24 protein-coding genes are annotated in these 25,310 nt (G+C 51.4%); 16 read left to right on the forward strand and 8 right to left on the reverse strand.

Translation table 11 applies throughout. The annotated features are described in order from the left end of the window. Positions 1-66 precede the first annotated feature (66 nt). From SPICO_RS00535 to SPICO_RS00575, 9 genes are all read left to right on the forward strand, one after another. Positions 67-945: a branched-chain amino acid ABC transporter permease gene (locus tag SPICO_RS00535; protein ID WP_013738746.1), complete on the forward strand. Its 879-nt coding sequence runs from the start codon at positions 67-69 to the stop codon at positions 943-945. Positions 946-957: 12 nt separating this feature from the next. After that, a complete protein-coding gene (locus SPICO_RS00540; protein ID WP_013738747.1) occupies positions 958-1,959 on the forward strand; it encodes a branched-chain amino acid ABC transporter permease in 1,002 nt (333 codons plus the stop codon). Continuing rightward, on the forward strand, positions 1,952-2,713 hold the full coding sequence (locus tag SPICO_RS00545; RefSeq protein ID WP_013738748.1) for an ABC transporter ATP-binding protein: 762 nt from the start codon (positions 1,952-1,954) through the stop codon (positions 2,711-2,713). Before SPICO_RS00540 ends, SPICO_RS00545 begins: the two co-directional genes overlap by 8 nt. A gap of 1 nt (position 2,714) precedes the next feature. After that, complete coding sequence (locus SPICO_RS00550; protein WP_013738749.1) at positions 2,715-3,425, forward strand: ABC transporter ATP-binding protein; 711 nt, start codon at positions 2,715-2,717, stop codon at positions 3,423-3,425. 37 nt (positions 3,426-3,462) lie between these two features. Further along, positions 3,463-4,551: a uroporphyrinogen decarboxylase family protein gene (locus tag SPICO_RS00555; protein WP_013738750.1), complete on the forward strand. Its 1,089-nt coding sequence runs from the start codon at positions 3,463-3,465 to the stop codon at positions 4,549-4,551. 11 nt (positions 4,552-4,562) lie between these two features. Next, entirely contained in the window at positions 4,563-5,831 is a 1,269-nt protein-coding gene (locus SPICO_RS00560; RefSeq protein WP_013738751.1) for an L-cysteine desulfidase family protein, read from the forward strand. Between the two features lie 13 nt (positions 5,832-5,844). Further along, positions 5,845-6,711 carry a shikimate dehydrogenase gene (gene aroE / locus SPICO_RS00565; protein ID WP_013738752.1) on the forward strand — a complete coding sequence of 289 codons (867 nt, stop codon included), beginning with the start codon at positions 5,845-5,847 and terminating at the stop codon, positions 6,709-6,711. Positions 6,712-6,997: 286 nt separating this feature from the next. Beyond that, positions 6,998-7,756, forward strand: a complete 759-nt coding sequence (locus SPICO_RS00570) for a radical SAM protein (protein WP_013738753.1) — start codon at positions 6,998-7,000, stop codon at positions 7,754-7,756. Between the two features lie 590 nt (positions 7,757-8,346). Beyond that, positions 8,347-9,021, forward strand: a complete 675-nt coding sequence (locus SPICO_RS00575; protein WP_041395295.1) for a rhomboid family intramembrane serine protease — start codon at positions 8,347-8,349, stop codon at positions 9,019-9,021. Here the strand turns inward: SPICO_RS00575 and SPICO_RS00580 are convergent, their stop codons facing one another. After that, positions 9,022-10,119: an adenosine deaminase gene (locus SPICO_RS00580; protein ID WP_245523208.1), complete on the reverse strand. Its 1,098-nt coding sequence runs from the start codon at positions 10,117-10,119 to the stop codon at positions 9,022-9,024. Positions 10,120-10,277: 158 nt separating this feature from the next. Between SPICO_RS00580 and SPICO_RS00585 the strand changes: the two genes are divergently transcribed. Further along, complete coding sequence (locus SPICO_RS00585) at positions 10,278-10,790, forward strand: ankyrin repeat domain-containing protein (RefSeq protein ID WP_013738756.1); 513 nt, start codon at positions 10,278-10,280, stop codon at positions 10,788-10,790. Between the two features lie 61 nt (positions 10,791-10,851). Here SPICO_RS00585 and SPICO_RS00590 read toward each other — a convergent pair whose 3' ends face one another. Beyond that, a complete protein-coding gene (locus tag SPICO_RS00590) occupies positions 10,852-12,612 on the reverse strand; it encodes a proline--tRNA ligase (protein WP_013738757.1) in 1,761 nt (586 codons plus the stop codon). A 121-nt stretch (positions 12,613-12,733) separates the two neighbouring features. Between SPICO_RS00590 and SPICO_RS00595 the strand changes: the two genes are divergently transcribed. From SPICO_RS00595 to SPICO_RS00605, 3 genes are all read left to right on the forward strand, one after another. Continuing rightward, complete coding sequence (locus tag SPICO_RS00595) at positions 12,734-13,438, forward strand: class II aldolase/adducin family protein (RefSeq protein WP_041395299.1); 705 nt, start codon at positions 12,734-12,736, stop codon at positions 13,436-13,438. 87 nt (positions 13,439-13,525) lie between these two features. Beyond that, positions 13,526-14,383 carry a transketolase gene (locus SPICO_RS00600; RefSeq protein ID WP_013738759.1) on the forward strand — a complete coding sequence of 286 codons (858 nt, stop codon included), beginning with the start codon at positions 13,526-13,528 and terminating at the stop codon, positions 14,381-14,383. Further along, positions 14,380-15,327, forward strand: coding sequence for a transketolase family protein (locus SPICO_RS00605; protein ID WP_013738760.1), 948 nt, complete (start codon positions 14,380-14,382; stop codon positions 15,325-15,327). Before SPICO_RS00600 ends, SPICO_RS00605 begins: the two co-directional genes overlap by 4 nt. Before the next feature lie 113 nt (positions 15,328-15,440). On the opposite strand, the gene SPICO_RS10525 is transcribed toward SPICO_RS00605, so the two are convergent. From SPICO_RS10525 to aspS, 4 genes are all read right to left on the reverse strand, one after another. Further along, positions 15,441-15,758 (reverse strand): Fic family protein, encoded by a 318-nt coding sequence (locus SPICO_RS10525; protein WP_179943719.1) that lies wholly within the window; start codon positions 15,756-15,758, stop codon positions 15,441-15,443. Between the two features lie 325 nt (positions 15,759-16,083). Beyond that, on the reverse strand, positions 16,084-16,716 hold the full coding sequence (locus SPICO_RS00615) for a hypothetical protein (RefSeq protein WP_148228969.1): 633 nt from the start codon (positions 16,714-16,716) through the stop codon (positions 16,084-16,086). Positions 16,717-16,829: 113 nt separating this feature from the next. Beyond that, the gene (locus tag SPICO_RS00620) at positions 16,830-17,216 is read right to left on the reverse strand and encodes an OsmC family protein (protein WP_013738762.1); all 387 of its coding nucleotides are present in this window, start codon (positions 17,214-17,216) and stop codon (positions 16,830-16,832) included. Between the two features lie 34 nt (positions 17,217-17,250). Further along, on the reverse strand, positions 17,251-19,044 hold the full coding sequence (gene aspS / locus SPICO_RS00625) for an aspartate--tRNA ligase (protein WP_041394922.1): 1,794 nt from the start codon (positions 19,042-19,044) through the stop codon (positions 17,251-17,253). Positions 19,045-19,188: 144 nt separating this feature from the next. On the opposite strand from aspS, the gene SPICO_RS00630 reads away from it, so the two are divergent. Both SPICO_RS00630 and SPICO_RS00635 read left to right on the forward strand, forming a co-directional pair. After that, a complete protein-coding gene (locus tag SPICO_RS00630; protein ID WP_041394924.1) occupies positions 19,189-19,791 on the forward strand; it encodes a virulence RhuM family protein in 603 nt (200 codons plus the stop codon). A gap of 78 nt (positions 19,792-19,869) precedes the next feature. Continuing rightward, positions 19,870-22,254: a hypothetical protein gene (locus tag SPICO_RS00635; RefSeq protein WP_013738764.1), complete on the forward strand. Its 2,385-nt coding sequence runs from the start codon at positions 19,870-19,872 to the stop codon at positions 22,252-22,254. 92 nt (positions 22,255-22,346) lie between these two features. Here SPICO_RS00635 and SPICO_RS00640 read toward each other — a convergent pair whose 3' ends face one another. Continuing rightward, a complete protein-coding gene (locus SPICO_RS00640) occupies positions 22,347-23,093 on the reverse strand; it encodes a hypothetical protein (protein ID WP_013738765.1) in 747 nt (248 codons plus the stop codon). Positions 23,094-23,248: 155 nt separating this feature from the next. Continuing rightward, positions 23,249-24,442, reverse strand: coding sequence for a MuF-C-terminal domain-containing protein (locus SPICO_RS00645; RefSeq protein WP_013738766.1), 1,194 nt, complete (start codon positions 24,440-24,442; stop codon positions 23,249-23,251). Between the two features lie 250 nt (positions 24,443-24,692). Between SPICO_RS00645 and SPICO_RS00650 the strand changes: the two genes are divergently transcribed. Further along, a complete protein-coding gene (locus SPICO_RS00650) occupies positions 24,693-25,238 on the forward strand; it encodes a restriction endonuclease subunit S (RefSeq protein ID WP_215904616.1) in 546 nt (181 codons plus the stop codon). Positions 25,239-25,310: the final 72 nt, after the last annotated feature.

Here is a 25,310-nt window from a genome sequence, read left to right on the forward strand (position 1 = left end):
AGACTCGCGGCATCTGCCTCCCCATGGTGACGGATGTCCGCGGGGTTTTTTCTTGGAGATAGACGAATGTTATTACAGCAGATTATAAACGGTATTACGATCGGGAGTACCTATGCCTTGGTAGCCATTGGGTTTACCATGATCTTCGGGGTATTGGAACTGACCAACTTTTCCAACAGCTCCTTATACATGTTCGGTGCATATATCACTTATTTGCTCTATAGCATCGTGGGGGCACGTTTTTTTCTGGCTTTCACCATCAGCATTGTCTTGACTGGAGTCCTTGGGTATGGCGTCGATCGCTTTGCACTGCGGCGGCTGAGAAAAAAGAGGGCGCCCAAGCTATCCGGGCTGATTACCACCCTTGGTATGTCCATGGTGATTGACAACTCTGTCATGGTTTTCTTCGGTACGGACTCCAAGTCATTCACCAATTTCATGGATTTCGGCAAGTTCTATGTTGGAAATGCCGTGGTTACTTGGACACAGGTCATCATTCTGAGCGTCGCCTGCATATTGATGATCACGCTTTCCATTATTGTCTATCGTACCAAGATTGGAAAAGCCATGGGCGCAATCGCACAGAACCAAGATGCCGCCAGGCTGATGGGAATCAATACGAACAAAGTTATTTCTTTTACTTTTATCGTAAGCGGTTTTCTGGCCTGTGTCGCCGGGACCATGGTCGCCATGTATTATCGCAGCATTGAGACATCCATGGGTACGTCCATCGGTACCAAGATTTTTGCCGCCGCAATCCTCGGTGGTGTCGGCATCCTCCCCGGAGCAGTAGTGGGAGGACTTGTCCTTGGCGTGGTGGAAACCATGGTATCCGCATACATCAGTACGGGCTATCGTGACGCTATATCCTTTACCATATTGATATTAGTCCTGCTGATAATGCCCAATGGCCTGTTCGGGAAAAAGGCAGTTAACAAAGTATAAGAGGGAATGACTATGATTGAAAGGTTTAGTACATGGTTGGTTCGCCATAAAAGCCCGTTGTTGATTGGTACGGTCATTGCCGCGGTGATATTCCCCTATGTCTTTACTTCCAGATATGTCCTGCGTATTGCCATACTATGTCTCATGTACTGCATGTTGGCAGTCAGCCTGAACCTGATGTCCGGGATACTTGGGCAGATATCCTTTGGTCATGCAGCTTTCTGGGGAATCGGCGCTTATACGGCGGCTATCCTGGCAAAGAACCATGGGTGGAACAATGTGGGCGTTTTGATAGTGGCGGCGCTTGTCGCGGGACTGTTCGGTCTGCTGCTGAGCCTGCCGGTCATGCATCTGAAAGGGTATTATTTTACCATAACCACAATGGTTTTCTGCCAGATTGTCCGTGTCATTGAAATTAACTGGATGTCGCTGACAAATGGACCATTGGGCATCATGGCAATTCCCAAGCTGCAAATCTTCGGGCAGCTGATCAAATCACAGCAGGCTTATTATTACCTTATACTGATATTATTGTCGCTGACGACCTTCATAGTGCATAAAGTGATTCATGCTCGCATGGGGTATGCAATCCTGGCAGTCAGGGACGATGATCTTGCCGCTGGAGCAATGGGAATACATGTATTCAAGTACAAAGTCTTGGCTATTGTCATATCTTCCATGCTGGCTGGTGCCGCCGGAGGGTTTTACTCTGTATATACCAGCTATATAGATCCTGGCAGCTTTACCAACGCAGTGTCCAACAATATGTTGGTCATGGTTATTTTCGGCGGTCTGGGCAATATATTCGGAAGTTTTGTCGGAGCAACGCTCCTTACTGTCTTGCCTGAAGTCCTGAGAGGTTTCTCCGAGTACCGTCAGTTGGTATTCGGCGCTCTCCTGGTACTGTTGATGCTCGTGCGTCCTGAGGGAATTTTTGGTTCGGTCAATTTCAAATATATCGGACAGAGACTCTCCCTTGAAAAGAGCATTGCGGGAGGAAAGCATCATGAGTGAGATATTGTCTGTCCATGATATGACGCAATGTTTTGGAGGATTGAACGCTCTCAAAGGTGTCAGCATGCACGTTGACCAAGGAGAGATTGTCGGAGTCATTGGTCCCAATGGCGCGGGAAAGACTACATTGTTCAACTGCATTACAGGCATGTACCGTCCGACAAAAGGTTCCGTCCGCATGGTCGGCACCGATATCACCGGATGGAGACCCTACCAGATTACAGCTTATGGATTTGGCCGCACATTCCAGAATGTCCGTCTTTTTTCCAGGATGTCCGTACTGGACAACGTCATCGTAGGTATGCATATCAGTACGCGGCTGTCTTTTTCCCAAATGATCGTTGTCGGAAAGATGCGCCGGACAATGGATGATGCTGTCCATAAAGCGGAAGAAATCCTGAAAATCTTCGGACTCTACGAAAATCGTTATGAAATGGCTACGAGCTTGCCGTATGGAGATCAGAGGAAAGTCGAGATTGCCAGAGCACTTGCCCTGGAACCCAAGCTTCTCCTGCTGGATGAACCTGCCGCTGGCATGAATGAAATAGAGACAGAAGAACTTATGAACACCGTGTACGCGTTGAGGGAAAGAGGAAATACCATCCTTCTTATTGAACACGATATGAAGTTTGTAATGAATATCTGTGACCGTCTGTATGTTCTTAACGATGGGGCTCTTATCGCGGAAGGTTCCCCTGGGGAAGTCCGTACAAATCCCGTCGTCATTGAAGCCTATCTGGGAAAGGAAGCATAAGATGGCATTATTGGAACTGGAAAATGTGACAGTTGACTACGGGAGCATCCATGCGATCAAGACGGTCAATATTGAAGTCGAAACCGGGGAAGTGGTCACTCTTATCGGCGCGAACGGAGCAGGAAAGAGTACGTTGATGAAGACTGTCATGGGATTGGTTCCCTGCAAGTCAGGAAAAATAAAGTTCAATGGTATTGATATTACCAATAAAGATACGCAGTACATGGTGCAGTCAGGAATCATACTGTCTCCGGAAGGCAGGCAGGTGTTTCCGCGCTATTCCGTGCGGGACAATTTGCTTCTGGGCGCTTACCAACGTCCCCGCCAGGAAATTCCTGAAAGTTTGGAGACCGTATATACGTTGCTGCCGAAACTCAAGGAGCGCAACGCTCAGATGGCAGGCAGTCTTTCCGGTGGAGAGCAGCAGATGCTGGCTATCGGCCGTGCTATGATGGGAAAGCCAAGGATGCTTCTCATGGATGAACCATCCCTTGGGCTTGCTCCTCTCATCATCACGGAGATTTTCAACATGATAGATAAAATCCGCATGATGGGTACGACCATCCTGCTGGTGGAACAGAACGCCCGGATTGCTTTGAAGCATTCGGATCGTGCCTACGTGCTGGAGGCGGGGAGTGTCGTACTGACGGATCGGGCGGATTGCCTGTTGAATTCCGATGAGGTGAGAAAAGCTTATTTCGGTGGGCTGTAACATATGAAACATAGTCTTTTGGGAGGAAACTTTTAACATGATTTCACATACACAACGTGTCAAGGCCGCTTTGGAAGGGAAAATCCTGGATCGTCCGGCTTTCGTAGCTTGGGGACCCCATATGAATCTGGTAGACAGGAATGCCAAGGATTTTGCCAAGGCTACGATTGATTATCAGAATGCATATGGCTTTGATTTTATCAAGGTCATGTCCAACGGCCTGTATTTTCCGGAAGCCTTTGGTCAAAAGATACGTCCGGCGGAACACATATTGGATGAAACATGGCAGAATACGCAAATAAATGTCATCAATGATCCTCATGAATGGGCGAGACTGAAAGTCCCCAGCATGAAAGAAGGCGTCTTTGCCCGCGAGATTGAGGTTGTGAAAAGGCTCGTAGATTACTTCCAGGGAGATGTTCCTGTCTTGCCGACGGTGTTCAGTCCCTTCATCTGGATGGGTGAAATGACTGGTGGATACTTCCGCCAGGAAACCATTGTCGCGCATTTCAAATATTCTGAGAAATATGCCAGGATTGGTCTTGCCGTAGTCAACGAGACCAATGAGCTGTTGATGGAAGAATTCGTCAAGGCTGGCGCGGATGGTTTTTTTCTTGGTTATCAGGCAGGGATGGCGGGTATCATGGGGAAAGAGATGTTCGAGGAGTATGGCAAGAAATATGACATCCGGAATATCCAGAAAATCAAGGACAGGACGTGGTTCAACATGGCGCATGTCTGCCATGGCGATGCAGCACTTTCCGAGTGGTTCCTGGATTATCCGGTAGAGGCACTGAACTGGGCGGACCAGGATTCCGAGCAGCATTCCTTTGCGGAGATGCGCAGGCTCACTGATGTTGTTTTGGTGGGAGGTTTGAATCATTCCACACATGGAAGTTATAAAGACTTGTCCGTGATGATCAAGTCTCCTTCCGATCTCAGCGGCACATGTCGTGACGAAATCAAGGCGCGTATCAAGGTGAAGATTCGTAATGCCATTGCCGCCGCCGGATCTAAAGTCATTATTTCCGGAGGGTGTGGCTGGGGCATAGGCTCTCTCCCTCGGTTTGGGTTGTGGGAAGAAGCCATGGAGGAAATCGGACAAGACATGAATGTGGCTCCGTAAGGACTGATACCATGAAGAAGACAGAACAGAATTATCAGCACTATGTGGGCATATTAAAGGAAGAACTGATTCCTGCCGGGGGATGTACGGAACCTGTCGCCATTGCTTATGTGGCGGCGACAGCCCGTAAGGTCTTGGGTGTCATGCCTGAACGCATGGATGTTTTTGCGAGCGGCAATCTGATTAAGAATGCTATGGGTGTCTACATTCCCAATGGAGGGAACCTGCGTGGTGTTGGCGCGGCAGCGGTTCTTGGTGTTGTCGGGGGCAATGCTGACAGAAAGCTGGAGGTTCTGCTGGATATGCCCACGGGCAAGGTCATCGAGGCGCGGAAGTTGTTGGAACAGAATTTCTGTGCGGTCAGCGTTCTGGAACATTCAGAGGCTTTGCATCTGATTGTCAGGGTACAGGCAGGAGCAGACTGGGTTGAAGTCGAACTGAAGAATGCCCACACGCATATCGTTCGCATAGAAAAAAACGGCGCAGTCGTTTTCTGTTGTGATGACGAGGAAATGGTACGTGATGGATTGACTGACCACAAGTGCCTGAATATAGCACAAATCGTAGACTTCGCGGACACGTGTGACATAGGGGATGTCGAAGAAGTCCTTGACCGGCAGATCTCCTGCAATCTGAGAATAGCGGAAGAAGGATTGAAGAATGACTGGGGTGTCAATGTCGGCAAGCTTTATTACAGAAACGGGAAGCTTCTCCAAGCATATGCCGCATCAGCGTCTGATGCCCGCATGGGGGGATGCGACCTGCCGGTCGTGATTGTCTGCGGCAGCGGAAACCAAGGCGCGACAGCTTCCCTGCCTGTCATCCTCTATGCCCGTGAGAAAGGGCTATCCCATGAACGCCTCCTGCGGGCGTTGGTACTTTCCAACCTGATTGTAATCCATCTGAAAAGGGGGATTGGTCGGCTTTCCGCGTATTGTGGAGTTGTCTGTGCCGCCACGGGTAGTGGCTGTGCCCTTACGTATCTCGATGGAGGGACTCTGCATCAGATTGAGCAGACAATTACCAATTCCCTGGGCACTGCTTCAGGTGTGATATGTGATGGCGCAAAACCCTCATGTGCCGCGAAGATTGCCCTGTGCCTGGAAAGTGCGATCATGGCTCACCAGTTGGCAATGGAAGGGCAGGCTTTTCAGTCGGGAGAGGGCATTGTGATGGATTCTGTTGAGAAAACCATAGATGCCGTCGGATGTATGGCGAGCAAAGGCATGTATGCTACGGATTGTGTCATTCTCAATCTCATGACAAAGGAAAAGGAATAAAAGGAAAATTGAAATGAAAAAACAGAATTATCTTGATTGTCTGGTGGGAGTATTCGGTCAGCCTGTCGCGGAGAATCCCGGTGTTGTGATACAAGAGGCGGCTTTCAAAGCCTTGGAACTGGATCATTGGAGATTCTTGACCATCGATGTGGACAAAGATCAATTGGAAAATGCCATCAAAGGGTTGAAAGCATTTAAGATGAGGGGAATCAACTGCACGATTCCCCATAAAATAGCTGTCATGGAGTATCTTGATGAGATTTCTGAAAGCGCAAGAATGATTGGCGCGGTCAATACGATCATCAATGATGGTGGACAGCTGTTCGGAGAGAATACTGATGGAAAAGGATTCATGATGTCGCTCGCCTCCAGTGGAGTACAGGTTGAAGGACAAAAGGCCGTAGTTTTTGGCGCTGGCGGCGCGGCACGCGCCATCTGTGTGGAAATGGCGCTTGCGGGTGTAAAAACGATTACTATTGTCAATCGTCCGCAAGATCGCACGTTGGGAGATGAGCTTGTCAGTATTCTGACTACCCGGACCAATGTGGAGGTACTCTATGAAGATTGGCATGGCTTATTTCCGATTCCTGCGAATACGAATATCGTAATACACGCCACATCAGTAGGGCTGTACCCAGATGTACACGTTATTCCACACATTGACTTGGACACCCTCAGTTCCTCTATGTTTGTTCAAGATGTAATTCCGAACCCCATAGAAACAGCTCTCATCAAAGAATTGTGCAGGAGAGGAATCCCGTGTTCTACAGGCGCTGGCATGCTGGTCAATCAGGCGGCATTGAATATTGAGATGTGGACAGGATTGAAGCCTGACAAGACGCTTATGCTGGAAGCTCTTGAGAAAGCCGTACAAGCATAGTCCTGAACGCTTTTATTTCCATGGATGTGTGACGCTGTGATTGTATGGTCGTCGCACATCCTTATTCTTTTTGAAGTACAGCCTGAAGTACAGCGCACAATATAGAATTATTACATTGTTGCATTTAGTTTTCCTGCCCGCCCGTCCTTATAGTAGTCATTTAATTTCATTCGAAAGCAATTAACTTTCATATGATGGTTTACAGATGTTTTTCTCGGCAGTATACTTCATGCTATGGATTCTCACGCCAGAGAATCAATCATACGTAAGGGCAAAGGAAATTCTGATGGAAGCGGTATTGCTCAATATTCAGCATTTTTGTCTCCATGATGGACCGGGAATCCGTTCCACCATTTTTTTCAAAGGATGTAATCTCAGATGCCATTGGTGCGCAAACCCTGAATCCATCTCCATGAAGGTACGGCCTGAACTTGAAGAAAGTTTGGGAGGAAGAATATGGAAGCTGGAGGAAGTTCTTCACGATGTATTGAAAGACAAAGTGTTTTACGATGAAAGCGGTGGTGGTGTGACCTTGTCAGGGGGGGAGCCTTTGCTTCAGGCAGATTTCGCTTGCGCCCTCTGTGACGCTTTGCATGCGCACGGTGTCGCCGTTGCCATTGAGACTGCCGCCTGCGTACCAGAACAGACATTCATGAAAGTTTTTGAAAAGTTAGACGTAGCCCATATCGATCTCAAGCATTGGAACGATGCATCCTATCGGCAAGGAACAGGGGCGGGAATAGATCTGGTTCTCTCAAACATCCGTAGAGCTCTCGCAGGATCCATTCCCGTGTTTTTACGTATTCCCATTATTCCCGGATTCAACGATAGCCTGGAGGATGCCCGCCAGTTTGGAAACGTGCTGGCCGATGTCGGTGCGAATGCCGTGCAGTTATTGCCCTTCCACCAATTTGGTGAAAAAAAATATGAAAAACTGGCACTGGAATACTCTATGAATGGCATTGCCCAACTCCACGATGAAGACGTGCAGGACTATGCTTCAGTTCTTAAAGAATCGGGGCTTCACGTCCAAATCAGCGGATAGTGTGCTGGTTAACCAAAAAAGGTTTTCCTTATTATGGGACGTTAGGGTAGATTCACGCGCTTCTTAGAGTAGACTCTTGTCATTGCTCTTGTCATGGAACTCAAAGGGGAATACCCGCTCCCCTGGTTCTAAATCCAAGCCGGCGTCGGTAATGACTACTACGACATCACATCCCGTGATGGTTCTTTTTTAAAAAAAGTGGCACCGGACTCTTATGGGGTGGGGAGAGAGTCGTCCGGCGCCTTTGGAATCACACTTAAGGAGGTATGAAAAAAACTGTTGCTCTATATGTATAATATAGCAACATGCGTGCCAATTCAGAGAAATCTGGATGCCGGATATCCAAAAAAGTAAAAAAGAAAAAAAATTTCTTTAAAAACATATCTTTTTGGCAGTTTTTGCCCTTTTTATTCTCTCCTTGCGTCTTTGTGGACAATGAAAAGAAACCAGTTTTTTATCGCTGATTTGTCACTAATTCTGTAACTCTCCGAAAAACCATGAAAAAACCGTGCAGAAGCGACACGGTTCACAGCAGGTGCGCAGAAATTGCACATTTGACGAAGTTCTTTCCTCTCGCTACTTTAGCGGATATGAAGAACAGTTTTCTAAACCGTCGCCTGGGGTATTCTTATGCGAATTACACCCTCAGACTCATCATCGTCAACATTTTGGTCTTCATCCTGACCGAATACATCTATCCTTCCGGCTATGTCTTGTCAGGAGGACAGCTCTACTACACTCCAGGAGTCACCTATTACCTTGCCATGCGACCGGCCTTGGTGATGAAAGGATACGTCTGGCAGTTTATCAGCTATATGTTCGTTCATTCCGGAGTCTCCCACATCCTTTTCAACATGCTTGGACTATTCATCTTCGGCAGCATGGTGGAAAGACGGATAGGCTCCCGTGAGTTCCTGCTGTTCTACATGCTTACGGGCATAGTGTCCGGTGTATTCAGTTTCATCGCTTACATGGCAGCGGGAACTTCGGCTGTTTCCTTGGTGGGTGCATCGGGAGTGATTTATGGAATCATGCTCATGTTCGCAACATTCTTCCCGGATGCCAGGATATTCGTATTCGGCATATTTCCGGTACGGGCGCCGATGTTAGTCATCATCTACTTTGCCATCGAACTTTTCAGCCAGATAAGAGGAGGCGGAAATGTCGCCCATCTCACCCATCTGGCGGGACTGGGAGTCGCATACCTGTACAGTGTGTTGCGTTTCCGCATCAAACCTTTTTCTGTCTGGTTCGGACGACGGTAATCAGACTGTGCCTATGCCCTGACGGAGCTCCGCATATCCTTTTTTGATCACTTTGTAGATGAGGCTGAGTTTCTGCTCATGGTGGAGGAACGCAGATTTCATTGCATTGATGTTCAGCTTTTCAATGTCGTCCAAGGATAATCCATATGCGTGGGCTGCTATGGCGTATTCGTCGGTCAGTGTCGTCCCGCTGACCAAACGGTTGTCCGTGCAGAGGAACACGCGGAACTTATTCTGAAAAAAAAGACGGAAGGGATGCGACGCGAAATCCTTGGCCGCTCCCGTGCCTACATTGCTGGTCAGGCATACCTCCATGGGGATGCGGCGGTCGAGGATGAAGTGGGAAAGCGTACCCATGTCCGCCACCCTGCCGTCATGGATGAGCATGTCCTCCACCAGCCGGGTTCCATGGCCTATGCGCTGGGCGCCGCAGACTTGGATGGCCTGCCAGATTGATTCGACGCCGAAAGCTTCACCGGCATGGATGGTGAGGTTGAAGTTTTGGTTGCGGATGTACTGGAATGCATCCAGATGCTTGCGGGGAGGATTGCCTGCCTCATCACCGGCCAGGTCAAAGCCGACGACTCCCCGGTCCCGGAACGCTATGGCAAGTTCAGCGGCTTCACGTGACAGGGCGGGGTTCTGTCCACGCATGGCACAGATTATCAAGCCGTATTCCATGCCGGTCACCCGCCGTCCGTCTTCCAGTCCGGCCAGGACCGCTGACACAATTTCTTCACCTTTCAGCCCTTTTCGCCTATGCAAGGATGGGGCAAAACGTATTTCAGCATAGACCACATTATCCGCCGCCAAGTCCTCCATGGCCTCACATGCGGCACGGCGGAGGGCTTCCATTGTTTGCAGGACGCTGACAGTCACTTCAAAAGTTTCCAGATAAAGTGAAAGGCTTTTGCGTTTGCTGCCCAGGACGAACCATTCGGCGAGAGCATCAGCATTGTCCGCCGGAATTGAAACATTGTATTCCTTTGCTAGCTCAAGGACTGTAGCGGGCCGGAGCCCTCCGTCAAGATGGTCGTGCAACTCCACTTTCGGAGCCTTGTGTATGATTTCTCTTGTCACCATATCTGTACAATACACGTGTAGCCCTGATGGGGCAATCATAACTTCCTCTGAAAATATCGCTCATGGTGTTTTTTCAGCTTTTTTCTACTCAAGCCTTTACTGTGGTGCAGTTTGAGGTCATACTTATGGAAAGATTCCCGACAATGGTGGGGGAAATCCAAGGAGGTTGCCTCATGGCGAAGAATACGGAAACTCTAAACAGGAAACTCCTTGCCGCAGCGGTCAAGGCTACGAAGGCGAAGGTCGTCAAGGATCTTTTGATGAAGGGTGCTGATGCCAACTGTCATAATGAATGGGGGATGACACCTTTGATGCTTGCCGCCCAATACAACAAGAATGTGGCTGTAACCAAGGCTTTGCTGGCGGCAGGCGCGGACATCCGTGAAGTAGAGCCCAAGTATTGTTCCAATGCCCTGCATCTCGCCGCGGACAAAGCTGAGAATCCCAAGGTCATAGAAGCCCTGCTTGATGCCGGAGCGGACTTGAACGTGCGTAATTACCTGGGAGAGACACCCTTGATCATGGCGGTCAACGCCAACCCTGAAACGAGGATTGTTTCAACCCTGCTCAAGGAAGGAGCCGACGTGAACGCCCGTGACTACCAAGGCCATTCCGTCCTGGAGTACGCAAAGGCAGGCAAACGGAACTACATCATATCCCAGCTGAAAAAGAAGGGTGCGACGTAAGGTAAGCGTAAGGCAAGCCAAGCGTAAGGCAAGCCAAGCGTAAGGCAAGGAGCAGGGAGCTTTATTCCAGTTCCGCGTGGATGATTTTTTCCTTCAGGTTCTTTTCCATGCTGTCTGCCAAGGCGATGATTTCTTTCTCAAGGTCGGCCAGGTCGAAGGTGTGTATTTCGTCCGGTTGTGAACGGAGCTTGACCTCGACCTTTCCTTCCTTAAGGGAACGGTTTCCCACGGTAATGCGTATGGGCATCCCCAGCAGGTCCGCATCAGCGAACTTGACACCCGCTGATTCCTTGCGGTCATCGTACAGAACCTCGATCCCAGCGTGCGTGAGCCTGCCATAGATAGTGTCTCCCACCTGTTCATCCTTCACCAGACTCACCAGATGCACCTGATAAGGAGCAACTGTGACAGGTAACGCAAGGCCGCTGTCGTCATGGTATTCTTCCGCCAGACAAGCCAGCATCCTGCCCACCCCGATGCCGTAGGAGCCCATGATCACAGGCTTGCGCACGCCGTCTTCATCTTGGTAAAGGCAGCCCATGGCTTCGCTATAACGGGTTCCCAGCTGGAAGATGTTCCCAACCTCGACTCCCTTGGATACGCAAAGCGGCTCTCCGCAAACAGGGCAGCCATGACCTGCTGCGGCGGAAGCGATGTCCGCGACAGTTCCGGAATAATCAACGCCATGGTTCGTGTCCACGTAATGGCAGCCGGGTTTGTTCGCCCCTGCCACAAGGTTGTTGGAGCAGGATACGCTGTCATCGACGATGACCATGACATCCTCCCTCGCCCCAATGGGGGAACCGAATCCCGGCTCCATGCCGGCGGCCTTGATTTCATCAGCATGGGCAGGACGGAGGGAATTGGCCTTGGCGGCGTTCTGGAGCTTGTTTTCCTCAATGTCCAGGTCTCCGCGTACAATACCGACAATGAGTCGTTGGCTTTCAGTACCGGTGGCGGTATCTACGAAAGTCCCCATCATGAACAGCGCCTTGGCAGTACGTGCCGGTTCTATTTTCAAATATGCACAGAGTTCTTCAATGGTCCTGGCTTCAGGAGTCTCCACTTCCTTGCGGGGACGCGGGGCTTCGGGGAAGAAAGTTTTCTTGAATGTCGCTACCTGGCGATTCGCAGTATAGCCGCATCCGGGACAGGTGATGATGGTATCTTCCCCGACCGGAGACAGGTACATGTATTCATGGGCTATCTTTCCGCCCATCATGCCGCTGTCTGACCCGACGACGGTCACAGGAAGCCCTGCGTGCCCGAAGATGCGGAAATAGGCGCTGTAATGAGCGCGGTATTGCTTTTCCATACCTGCTTGGTCACGGTCAAAGCTGTAGCTGTCCTTCATGGTGAACTCACGTACCCTGATGAGTCCGGCGCGGGGACGGGGATCATCACGCCATTTGGTCTGGAGCTGGTAGACAAGCTGGGGCAACCGCTTATAGCTGTCTATCTCGCCTTTCGCAACATCAGTGACAGCTTCTTCGTGGGTCATCGCCAGCACCATGTCCCGTCCTACACGATCCTGGAATCGGCTCATTTCTTTGTCGATGCTGTAATAGCGCCCTGTGCTTTTCCAGATGTCCGCGGGGTTGACCACTGGCATGAGGATTTCTTGGCCGCCGATGGCATCCATTTCCTGGCGGATGATGGATTCAATCTTCTTTACTGAACGGTAGCCGAGGGGGAGCATGGTGAAGATGCCTGCGCCAAGTTGCCGGATGAAACCAGCACGCAACAGGAGCTCATACCCCTTGGCATCGGCTCCGGAGGGAGCTTCGCGTAACGTCTTGGAAAAAAGAGCTGACATTCTCATGACGACTGTATCCTTTCCCCGTTCACCATGAAGTGTATTCGGGGTTCCTGGAAAGATTGATGTGTGCCGCTCATTGTATCAGAACCTCTGTCATGTCTCAAGGCGTCACCTGTTGAATTACATGAGCAAAAGCCGTATCTTTGAGGGGAAGGGAACAGAGCGTTCCCAGGAGGAAAGGATGGACTACCAGAGGCAGCGAGCCGATGTCGCGGCTTGCATGACCCGGCTGTATGAGAAGGGACTTACCACGACAAGCGGGGGAAACATCAGCCTGCGTCTGGACGCAGATCATTTCTGCATCACATCTTCCGGCAAGGACAAGGCGTCCCTGACATCAGATGATATCGCTGTCGTTGATTTTTCAGGGAAGAACCTTACTCCACACCTGACCATGAGCATTGAGAACGGCATTCACCGGCTTGTGCTTCGCGCCCGCCCGGACATGAATGCAATAGTCCATGCGCATTCCCTCTATGCATCCGCTTTCAGCGCCATCAGGCCGAGGGAAGGGGAGACATGTCCTGTTGATACCGCATTAATCGCGGAATCGTGGTTTTTGCTTGGAAACGCAGGATATGTGCCGTATCATAAGCAAGGTTCAGAAGCTCTGGCGGAAGCGGTGGCAGAGGCGTCGCGGACTCATGACGTGATGCTTATGGAGAACCACGGGGTGGTGGCTGTCGGACGGACGTTGATTGAAGCCTTTGACAGGATTGAAGTCTTCGAGAATGCCGCGCGGATGACCTATATCACACGGACGCTTGCTGCGACAGGAATGCCTTGGCATTCCATATCAGAAGAAGATCGTAAGGAGTTGAGGCCATAAGAAACGGGAGCGCGTTCCGTTTCTTGTCCTCGGATTCCGATCTCGTAACGAAGATTGCGGTACCGGGTGCCGCGAAAAGGAGAACACATGACGAGGCTTGATGATGCTGCCGTCAAGGCTTTGACGGACAAGGCCCTTGAGTTGCGCGAAATGACTATTCGCGAGATAGCGGCCTTGGGCAATGGTCATATAGGCGGGAGCATGTCCATTATGGAGCTGCTTACCTACCTGTATTACCATGAGATGAATAACCTGGATTCAAAGAATCCCAATCGTTGGGACAGGGATCGCCTGGTCTGTTCCAAGGGTCATGCCGGTCCGGCAGTGTATGCTGTGCTGGCCAGCAAGGGATATTTCCCCGTGGAATGGCTTGAGACGCTCAACAAAGGTGGTACGAACCTGCCCAGTCACTGTGACATGAACAAGACTCCAGGAATTGACTTCACCACAGGTTCCCTCGGACAAGGCGCCAGTGCTGCGGTCGGCATAGCCTTGGGGCAGAAGATACAGCAGCTTGACGGTTCCTACACCTATCTGATTGTCGGTGATGGCGAAAGCCAGGAAGGCCAGGTATGGGAGGCCGCCGAGACTGCCGCCCAATGGAAGCTGGGCAATCTCATTGCTTTCACTGATTTCAACCGCCAACAGCTTGACGGCTATTGCGAGGACATTGTATCGATGAATAACATCGACACCCGCTGGCTTGGCTTCAATTGGCATGTGCAGAGGATTAACGGGCATGACTTCCAGCAGATTGCTCAGGCCATCGCGAAAGCGAAGGAAGTCACCGACCGTCCCAGTATGATTATCATGGATACCATCAAGAGTCAGGGGTATGCTCCCGGCGTGGGAATCCAGAGCAACCATAGCATGACGGTGAGCAAGGAAGACGCTGAAAAAGCGATAAAACTGCTGAAAGCAGGGTACAAGGGGGCACAGGCATGACAGATGTACGCGCTATTCCGAACATGAGGGATGTCATCATGGCTGCCATCATCGATTTGGCACGCAAGCATCCCGATGTAGTGATGCTTGACGCTGACCTTGCGAGCTGCCTGAATTCTTCATCATTCGGGAAAGAGTTCAGCACGCGTTTCTTCAACTGTGGTATCGCCGAAGCCAACATGGTGGGCGTTGCTGCGGGCTTGGCCTCCACAGGTCTTGTTCCTTTTGCGCATACCTTCGGCTGTTTTGCCAGCCGCCGTGCTTATGACCAATGGTTCCTGTCCGTCGGCTATGCCCGGCAGACAGTCCATCTCATAGGAACCGACCCCGGCATCACTGCCCAGTTGAACGGCGGTACTCACATGCCGTTCGAGGACATCGCCCTGATGAGGCAGGTTCCTGGTATCAGCGTCATCGAGCCTGCGGATGCGTTCAGCGGGTATGCGTTGACCCTCAAGGCTTATGAATCCGGCAGGAGTTCCTATACCCGCATCCGGCGCAAGGGGGTCATCCATATTTATGACGAGAACACCAAGTTCGAGTTGGGCAAGGCCATCGAGCTGAAGGACGGCAAGGATGTCGCCATCATCGCGACCGGCGACATCATGGTGCCTGGCGCACTTGAAGCTGCCAAGATTCTGTCCTCCAAGGGTATAAAGGCGACTGTCGTTGACCTGCATACCGTCAAGCCGTTGGATACTATTCTTATTGAGAAGGTCGCTTCCCGTACTGGCAAGGTGCTGGTCTGTGAGAACGGACGCTATGCAGGTGGTGTTGGCGAAGCTGTCGCGGCTCATCTTGCGCGGACAGTTCCCGTCAAGATGGATTTTCTCAATGTCGGTGAACGTTATGGCGAGGTAGGCAAGCTGGATTATCTGGCCGAGACATTCGGCTTCACTCCTGCCCGCATAGCGGAACTGGCGGAGAAGCTGGCTAAGGCGTAAGGTTCATGGCTGAGGCCGGAAAAGTATCTGCTGGATAAGTATCTGGCACAGACAGTATAAGCGTGTTTCAGACATGCTTCAGACAGGCGGACGTCCACAAGGGCGTCCGTTCTTTATGCCTTGATTTCGCGGATATCCCTTTCTCTTTCAGGCTCTGGAATTCTCAACATCCTCATATAGTCCCTATGCGTCATCAGAGTCATTTCCGCAATGAATTCAGTGAACGGAAGATGATTACCATCACCATGTGCAATATCCAGATCTCTGCCATATTCATGTTTCCGGATTTGCGGGACTGCCATGGGCAGATACTTATGTTGCATGAGAACCGTGTTGGTCAAAAGACGGGACACCCTGCCATTACCGTCACAAAATGGATGAATGCCGACAAACCTGATATGTACCTCTGCTGCCAGAACGACCGGATGCAACTTGTCTTTTTTCCCGCAGGAGGAGCAGTGCGCCAGGCGGCTGTTCGCGGAAACGGTTCCTCCGCACCAAGGACAGAGGCCTATCTGTACGACAGATGATTCATCATGCAGAGGAATATCCCCTTCATCAATTTCCTCTTTGTTTCGGTTTTTATATCGTACCGGATATCGTCCAAAATATCACTCATTCTCACAATAAAATGAACGATAAAATGCCCCTGGGAGTGACGAGTGACCCAGGTCAAATACTTTTTCAAGGATGCTGATAAAACACCATATTTTTCATAAGTTCTTCCAGCATGTTGGAAAAACTTTCAGTTTTCTTTCAGCTTTTCTTCCTTTTTCTGCGTACCGGCATCCCCAGGCTTAACTGCCCGCTGTCGTCATTCTTACGGATTTCCCGCTGCTTGAAAAGCGAGCAGGTTCCATCTTCCATCTGGTAATGGTAGTAATCAATCCGTCCAGAATCGACACGATAGATGAGCAGATAGGGTTTCTGCGGAGAAAACAAGGAGATGGCCAAGGCAAGGGAACAGCCATCGTTTTCCTGCAATTCATGGAGGGCAAGCTGTTCGTCCTCCGTAAGGTAACGGTCGCGGATGACCACAGACATGACCTTTTTGTCAGTGTCCTGAGACCCATTGCCTCCCCGATCATGGAGCAGGACATCCGCAGTGAAGGTTTTCCTGGAAAGGGACATGGCAACAGGTACGGCGACATCAAAATAGAGATTTCCCGGTAACTTAAGCAACTGGGAGTCCGGAAGCGTGTTTTCAGCCAGTGGTGACGATGATAGGGATGACGATAGCCCTTGGTGCAGATAGCTGGCAAGACGATGACCGAAAGCAGCACGTCCCCACGTGAGCGCCAAGATGCCTCCGTCTTCTCCCGCCACTTTTCCCAAAGCATCAAGGAAGACTGTGAACAGACGTATCCTGCTATACCTTTCGTTTTCCATCTGCATCCTTGCTCCCCTTATCTCCTTGGTGGATATTTTCTGTCAGGTGTTGCTCTGGCGGTTCTTTCCCTGTCAGTTATTCCACGTCGTTTTCGCTATTGAGCGAATTCCAGCTATTGAGCGAAATTCAGGCTCCAGTGCATCTCGGCTACCTTGCCGATCGTCTGGAAGACGGAACAATAGCGGGTCGATGTCTCGAAGCATTTCGTCACGGTGGCATGGTCGGAAGACGTTCTGATGACAGCATCCACATGGACTTCCTTCAATGTTTGGAGCGTTTCGTCCCGTTTCTCGCTGTTCACTTCGAACCGCAAGTCATCCCACTCAAGTCTGAATTTTTCCGCAAGAGACTTGAAGGTATAGTAAAGACACCCACTCAACGCTCCCAGCAGATAATCATAAGGACCCGTCCCCTCGAACTCATATTTCTTGCCGTCGCCGGACGTAAATTCCTTATGTTCTGGCGTAAAATGCGCCTGTACATGATTCTTGGTTCCCATATGAAGCTCCTTTGGCCTGACAGTACTTGATGGGTCAGACCGTGGCTTGTTTCTTTATGATTAAATGTAACTCATCCAGTTGCTTTCCGTCCACTTCAGAAGGGCTGTCGTCCATAGGTGATATGGCCGCCGTATTCTTTGGGAAAGCGATGACCTCCTTGATGGATGTTTGTTCCGCCATGATCATGACCATACGATCGATGCCTGGAGCGATGCCTCCATGAGGAGGCGCACCATAACGGAAAGCATCGAGCAAGAAACCGAATCGTTTTTCCGCTTCCTCGTCGGAGAAATTACAGATGCGGAAGATGCGCTTCTGTAGCTCGACATCATGGATACGGATTGAACCGCTGGCAACCTCATAGCCGTTGAGGACAAGGTCGTACAAATCTCCCTTCACACTACCCGGATCAGACTCCAGGGTGGAGATATATTCCGTCTGGGGCATGCTGAACATATGATGGGCAGCTTCCCAGTGTTCGGTTTCCTCATTGAACTCAAAGAGGGGGAAATCGATAATCCAGCAGAACTCGAAGCCGGGACGTATCAAACCAAGATCCTTGCCGAGCTTGGAGCGGATGGCTCCCATCGACGTGCAGGCTTTCTTCCACTGGGGATGAGCTATGAACAGGAGCAGGTCACCCGGTTTGGCTTCAAGGGATGCGGAAAGTTCGTCCTCAAGGCCAGCGAAGAACTTGCTCACCCCACCGGTGAATGTCCCGTCATCCCCAACTTTAATCCAGCCAAGGTTGCGGGCGCCGTAGACTGCGGCAGCTTCCGCCAATCCGTCAATGAACTTGCGGGAGAATGATACCCCTTCCTGCGCAGGGACACGGAGAGCTTTTACGACACCTCCGGCAGCCAAGGCTCCTGTGAAAGCGTCAAAGTTTGTTTTCGTAGCCAGAAGTCCGATATCGACGATTGGAAGGTCAAAACGTAAATCCGGCTTGTCGTTGCCATACGTGTTCATGGAATCATGATAGGTGAGACGTCTGAACTTGACAGGCAAACGATAGTTCATAACCTTGTCAAAGACATATCCAAAGAGCTTTTCAATAAGTTCCAGGACATCATCTCGTGTGACAAAGCTCATTTCCATGTCAAGCTGGGTGAACTCAAGCTGACGGTCGCCGCGGGCATCCTCATCCCGGTAGCAGCGTGCTATCTGGAAATACCTGTCAAAGCCACTTACCATGAGTATCTGCTTGAGAAGCTGGGGGCTTTGCGGCAAGGCGTAGAACTTGCCGGGATAGAGCCGGCTGGGAACCAGGAAGTCACGGGCTCCTTCCGGCGTGGATTTGATTAAAGTAGGCGTCTCGATTTCATAGAAATTTGTGGTATAGAGATATTGGCGGATTGCCTTGACGAACTCATGTCTGAGGCGGATGCGTTTCTGCATGCCTCCGCTGCGCAGGTCAAGATAGCGGTAGGTCAGGCGGGTGTCTTCCTTGGCATCGGTTTCCTCATCAATCATGAAGGGGAGCGCGGGACATGTAGAAAGGATGTCGATGCGGATAGCCTTGACCTCGACTTCGCCGGTATGCATGTCCTTGTTCACCATGGAATCAGGACGCAGGCGGACGATACCTTCGACAGCTACGCAGAATTCCATCCGCAGGGAAGCTGCCGTCGCGCTGAGTTCAGGGGATGCGTCATCATCCACGACGACCTGCGTTATGCCATAGCGGTCGCGGAGATTGATGAAATGAAGCGCTCCATGATTACGGTCACGGTGAACCCAGCCGTTCAATACGACTTTCCTGCCATTGTCGGCGGCAGTCAGCTGACCGCATGTCACGGTACGTTTGTTGAAAAATTCCTCTGCCATAAACGGGTTCCCCTTGAGGGCCTCCTTATCAAAAACTGGAACAAAAGTCACTCCATTGTACATGTTCTTGGATGTCCGCGCAATGTGGACGATACGGGTAACGCTCCCCCCGTTACAAACAGAAAACAGGGATGCACAGGAGCTGTGTCACCCTCATGGGGATTTCCGCTCCAGCCGGGGGAAAAATGTACGTTTACTAAACAGAATAGAATCATCCTCTATCAAGACGAAAACGGCAGCACCAAGGTCTCGGTACGTTTTTCTGATGAAGATTTGTGGCTGACGGAGATACAGATTGCCGAGATTTATGACACCTCACGTCAAAACATCAATCGGCACATCGCGAACATATACAAAGACGGAGAATTGACCGAAAATTCAACGCGCAAGAAATATTTGCGAGTTCAAACCGAAGGAAAGAGGGACGTCGAGAGGAATGGTGAACACTATGACCAGTCCATCCATCAGTTTCGTGGCACCGCCATCGAGAATTGCAACACATATGTAATCATGCGCCAAAATCCTGCTGACAGCGTGGGCACGACGACGGTGACCGCCCGCAGCACATCGGATCCGTCAAAGACGGCCCCGTTCTCCGTGCGCGTGCTGCCGGTGGCGATAGCCTACGGCATCCCGGAGGTGAGCTTGGACAAGGAGACGGTGGCGCTGGACACCCTGGCCTCCACCGTGCTCACGGCGAGCGTCACCAAGGGTGGAGCCGTCCTTTCTTCTGTGGCCATCTCCTGAACCTTCACGGGGGACACGGACGCGATCACCTCCCCATCGGTGACGATCACCGCGCGTGAAGGCGCCGGAGCGCAAGGGGTGGCCTACCTCTCCTATACGGTCGCGCAGGTGGATGAGGACGGAAAGCCCACCGGAGGGGGCGGGACGATCACCGGCGGCTTGATGGTGTATGTGATCAATCCGATCAACCAGGTCCTGGCGGGCATCATCCAGGATAAGCTGGGCAAGGGCTCGACCTACGCCGCGGTGATCCCTGAGCGCATCTCACGGAGCCAGCAGGAGTACTGGTTTTTGGGAGCGAACGGGGGCATCCAGGAGAACGTCTATGTGAACGGCCAGAATAGCGGCAACACGTTCAAACGCGGGCGGACCTACGCCATCTTCACGGACAACCAGCCGGGCACGCCCTTTGGCATGAGCGGCTCCCTCAGCGGCCTTGCGCACATGCCGGAAAATTCGCACCTGAGCATCAGCGGGGGTCTGCCGCGCATCGATAATTCCGGGGCTTTCCCAGCGATGAGAGATGTCATCCTCACGGGAGAGCGCGGCATCGCCCAGGCGCCGCACATCAGCTCTCTCAGCGTGACGGACACGGGCGATCCCCCGAGCAGCCTTTTTAAGGCGAACCTGAACGGAGGCCGCTACGACCTCTCCACGGCCACAGGACTGCGCTCGTACACCCACACGAACATGAACGACAGGGATGGCCTCATCCAGCTTTTTGTCGTGCCGCCACACCTCACGGAGCTGAACCTGAGCCAAGGCTCCCTGAACACGGCCTTTGACTGGGGGAGCGCGAAGAGCACGTTACAAAGGCTCGTGCTGGACAACAACCGCTTCACGGGCAAGGACGTGGAGCTTAAGGACTTCACGGCTCTGGAAGAGATCAGCGTGAGGGGAGGGGAGGGCAACCAGAGCGGACGGGCGACGCTGTCAGTCACATTCTCGCCTAATACACCGTCTCAGCTGAAAACCGTGAACGCACAGGACACGTACTTCACCGACCTCGATCTGAGTTTCACGACAGAAGGCACGGGGACGCTGGACGGGGGATCGGGCACAAGCTACGCGCGTTTGAACACGGTGAAGCTATGGGGAAATCTGGAAAAAGTGGACGTGAAGAACAATGCGGCCCTGCTCTTTTTCACCAGCGGCGGGGACGTGCTGGATACGCTCACGGTCACCGGAAGCAACAATCTTTTGGAGCTGCGTCTGAACGGGATCCACAAGCTGATATCCGGGAATGTAGATGGACACACCTATGCGTTGACGACCTTGACGGTGAACAACGCCTATGCACTGAGCGTCAATGAGAAGGCGGATGTCTCCTATCCGTACGCGAGGAGCCTGGAGACATTCGTCGGCGGCACGATCGACGGGGACATCGATCTGCAACAAAGCATGCTGTCTGACTTCACGGTCACGAGCCTCAGCGGTACGGCGAGTCTTATGAACTGCGTGTCCTTGCGGAGCATGTCGGTCAACGAGGGGCAACCAGAGGATCAGCCGACGCGGGGGATCATCAATGCCACCGGGTGCACCAGCATACAGGATTTTACACAGCTGAAGGTGAGGGTGGTCAGCCTGAATCTGAATAACACAGGGGTGAAGAGGGTGGACATCTCCCCCAACGAGCCGGGCAACCTGTCTTCTGTCAGGTACATACAAGAGCTCACCCTGAACGAGGCGCCCGTGGAGTATATCAATGTGTACAGCCTCTCTCATTTGACAAAACTGGAAGCACATAAGGGAAAAACGCTGACACAAGCGAACATCCAGGCGCCGAACATGACACGGATAGACCTGAGTGACCAGAAGCTCGGCGCAGGGGCGGGGGTGAGGATTGGAGTCTCCACGTTCAAGACGGTCACGGATGACCGGGAAATCCCCGACGGTGCGCCCAGTTTTGAAACGTACGTGGATCTGTCTGTGACGTTGGGACAGAGGAACGAGGACTGGGGCTTGCCCGGGATCAAGAACGTCCCGGAAGACTTGGATCTTTCAGAGAACGGAATATATTACAAGGTGCATATTTTTCACAACAACAATGGCCAGGACTTTTATTGGGGAGTGCTTGGGTTCAAGCTTTCCCCGGAATCGAGGATCCGATGGCGATACTATGGGTGGGGCGCTTGGGTGCTAGACAATTCGCAAGGGGAAGCACACCTAAACCTGGGTGTTGTTGATCCTACGGATTTCTTTTTCTCCGGGGGATACAAAGGGGGGAAGAATCCCGATCACGGGGATGTCATTTTCAATGATGGCAATGGGGATGGAAATGGACACGTCCTGTTTTACGCTCCACAGGACACGCTCAGGCCATATGCGAACAGGGTCATCTCTGCCCGTGTAATGGATGACGGCACTCTCGTTGGGAGAACCAAGCACTGGATCACGGTGTTCCCGTTCGGTGACAACGCCTTCGGAAGTAATTATAAATCGAGCCAAACGCAGCATCCGTGATGATGAGAAAGAGAATCAGGCTCATTCTGGAACCATGAAGATAAAAAAAGGGAGCTTACGCTCCCTTCTTTTTCACCGGCACTCGTTCCTGCTCATTTCCTTTTCCAGCCGCCGTTTGCGGTGGCGGCCATGAGGAAGGTCGGCGTCTGAGCGTAAAAGAGGTCGGTGGTCGGCATGTCCGGATCGAGGGTGAATGAGAACGAGGACAGGGTGGAGTATGATGGGCTGTCCGCGCCTCTTTGGAGGTACGACCATCCGCTGAAAGACGTGAGGACAATGGCCTGTGTGCTTCTTATGACCTCTTTTTCCTGGTCTGTCAGTGCCTTGTTATCATAAGAATAAATACGCGGCTGTAAGATGTCATAGGTCGGATGCATCTTGGTGTAGACACGTCCTAAAATGGGGGATGAGGTGTCTTGGTTAGGTGTAACCATCTCCATCCTGTATTTCAGCACATAGGGCTTGTCTATGGGGAGGGAGCCCTCGTCAGGGTGCGTGTACATCCCCTGGTAGGTCTTCGCGATGGTGAGTTCGATGAGATACCTATCCCAATAACCACGATATAGCACAGCATTTTTCACAAGGGTTATCTGGGCGGCAGTCAAGTCCGCTGTAGACAGGTCGTAGGTACTGCAATGATAATCAGCATCAACAATCTTCATCTCATACGTGTCGCCCACGACGGTCCCTGTATACGTATCACCAGCCTTCAGGCGCGTATAGACACGTGTCGAGACGGGCTCCGGTCTGTGCCAGCTCGTCGGTTCGGGGCAGGATGTCAAGATGAGCGCAAGGGCAAAAATGGCTGACAGCAGAGCAAGGGCATGTTTCTTTTTCATCGGTATATCCTTTGTGGCGGAGAAGATATGATGAGCGAATCGAACAGCGCGTGCGGGAAAGTCCCGTAGGGAAATCGTACAGGACAAAACGGTTTCTGTCGAGAGCGTGATGCACGCGTCGCCTGATATCGTCTCATTTCGTTTTTTTCCCCTTTTCACCGCTCAAGGCCGAAGTCGTCATCGAGCGTCCTGGGGGGTTCTTTCTGCGGGTCGACGGGTTTTGTTTTCTCCTGGTTTCCTCCGGCAGGAATCTCTTTCTCTCTCTGTGGAGGGAGAGAGTGGGGATGCTCGTTTTCTTTTTTCTGTTCAGGATCCTTTCCTATGACCGTTCTTTCCTTCTTGAGGTCGCGCAAAGAGGGGAGGATGGCATACGTGGGCATGGCGGGGCGTCCCGTAGTCTGTGAGGCGGTGTTGATATTCTCCTGTGTGAGAATGATGCCGGGAGGGGCGACAAGGCCGAGATGGGTATACGGCCCCGGATCTTCTCCCTTACGCAGGTCAATGGGGTTTATGACCGGATAGCCGAGGCGGAGCATCTTTATCTCCTCCCTGTCGTACATTTCCTCTGAGGCGGGATCCTCCAGGTCCAATCCGAGAAGGAAGTAGCGGCGCTCCTGTCTGCTCTCATATCGCGCGAGAAGGTCGTCTCGGGTGGGAACGTCGAGCAGGAGCCACGTCGATGGATACCACTCTCTCCCCTGTCTCCCGTCGATGGAGGTGAAGGATAGCTCGCTCCAGTCCCGTTTCTTGGTGTATAGGAATTTTTTCTCCTGCGCCCACTTGTGGAAGATAGAGTTGTTGTTGCCAATTGCCATGTTGTGTTCGAACATCGTGACGAAGCAGTGCTTACCGAAGTCGCTTGTTTGCTCCATCTCCAGGATGGCGATCACCGGTTGGTTTTTCACCAGGTAGTTGCTGACGATCATCAGGCGTAAAGGGGCTTTCTCTGATGTCCAGGCGATGATGGCCACCGGATCCCAGAGCCAGTAGGGGAGACGTTGCAGGACACTCAGGGACACATGATGTATGTGCTGGTTCGTCACGCGACGGTCCTCTTGACCGGTCGCCTTGCCCACGACCTGGGGGAGCATCTCGATCCTGCCGTATCCGAAGCCGAGTTCGCTCAGCAGGAAAGGGGTATTTCCCAGCGCCAGGGGACGGCCGCCGTCCACGGTCGGAGCGGTTCTGCCATTCTTGTACTGGGTGTCAATGTAATCCGCCTCCTCTTCAAATGTTTTTGCGATGTATTTGTTAGGGAGAAAGCAAAACTCTTCAGAGGGGGAAAAATTCTTGTCAGGGCGTGGGTTGTCCATGGCTCTTTTTTTAATCAGCGTTGCCTTCTGTTCCATCGTCCTTCCCCCTCAGTCTTTCTCCCGCACTTTGGGAAAGAGCAGGAAGGGCGGGAGGAAGCCATCGAGTGGACGAATTTCTTACGACAGAAAAAAATGGCGATGTCGCAAAAAATAGCGTAAGAAAATTTTATATTTGTCATATCGGCATTTCGTGATTTTGAAAAATCACATGTTTGTACTGACAGGTCTCTTGGAAAGTTTTATGCTGTTTTGTACGTAAAGAAAGGCATGGATTGTTATGATGCACATGGTAGAGATGGCAGAACTGAATAGTGGGTTCCCTCAGTTCCGAATCACGGAGTCAGGGGATTCTGATGCCCCTGTGTATTTCTTCTTTGGTCAGCCAGAAATGGAAAATGATTTGACCGGAGTAGAAACCCACAGCGGTAGCAGAAAGCAGATTCGCACTTTTGATCATGTCGGTACTCTGCAAAGCGGAGATTTGATCTTCAGCCTTATCTGCGGAAAGGCCGCTATGGTGCGATGCGGTCACGATGGGTACCTGTACACACAGAACTATGTAAAGCTTTTCCCTGCTCCTGCAATTGATGCAAGATACCTCGTGTATATGCTCAATGAGGACGCGAACATCAAATGCCAATTACAAAGCGGCCAACAAGGTTCTGTGACAGTGAGATTCTCCATCAGGCACCTGAGTAATTTAGTATTTCCCATCCCTCCACCGATGGAAAAGCAGAGGGTGATTGGCGAGGTGTATTTCAACCAGCTTAGGCTGGCCGCCTTGAAAAAAAGGTCGCCACAACGGAAACCTCACTGGGTATTGAGAAACTAAAGGAGGCGAACAAGGCATGAATAAAAATCAATATCACCCTTCATCAGTGTAAGCGTGAAAAGCTCCAAAACA

Source organism: Parasphaerochaeta coccoides DSM 17374, from assembly GCF_000208385.1.
GTDB lineage: Bacteria > Spirochaetota > Spirochaetia > Sphaerochaetales > Sphaerochaetaceae > Parasphaerochaeta > Parasphaerochaeta coccoides.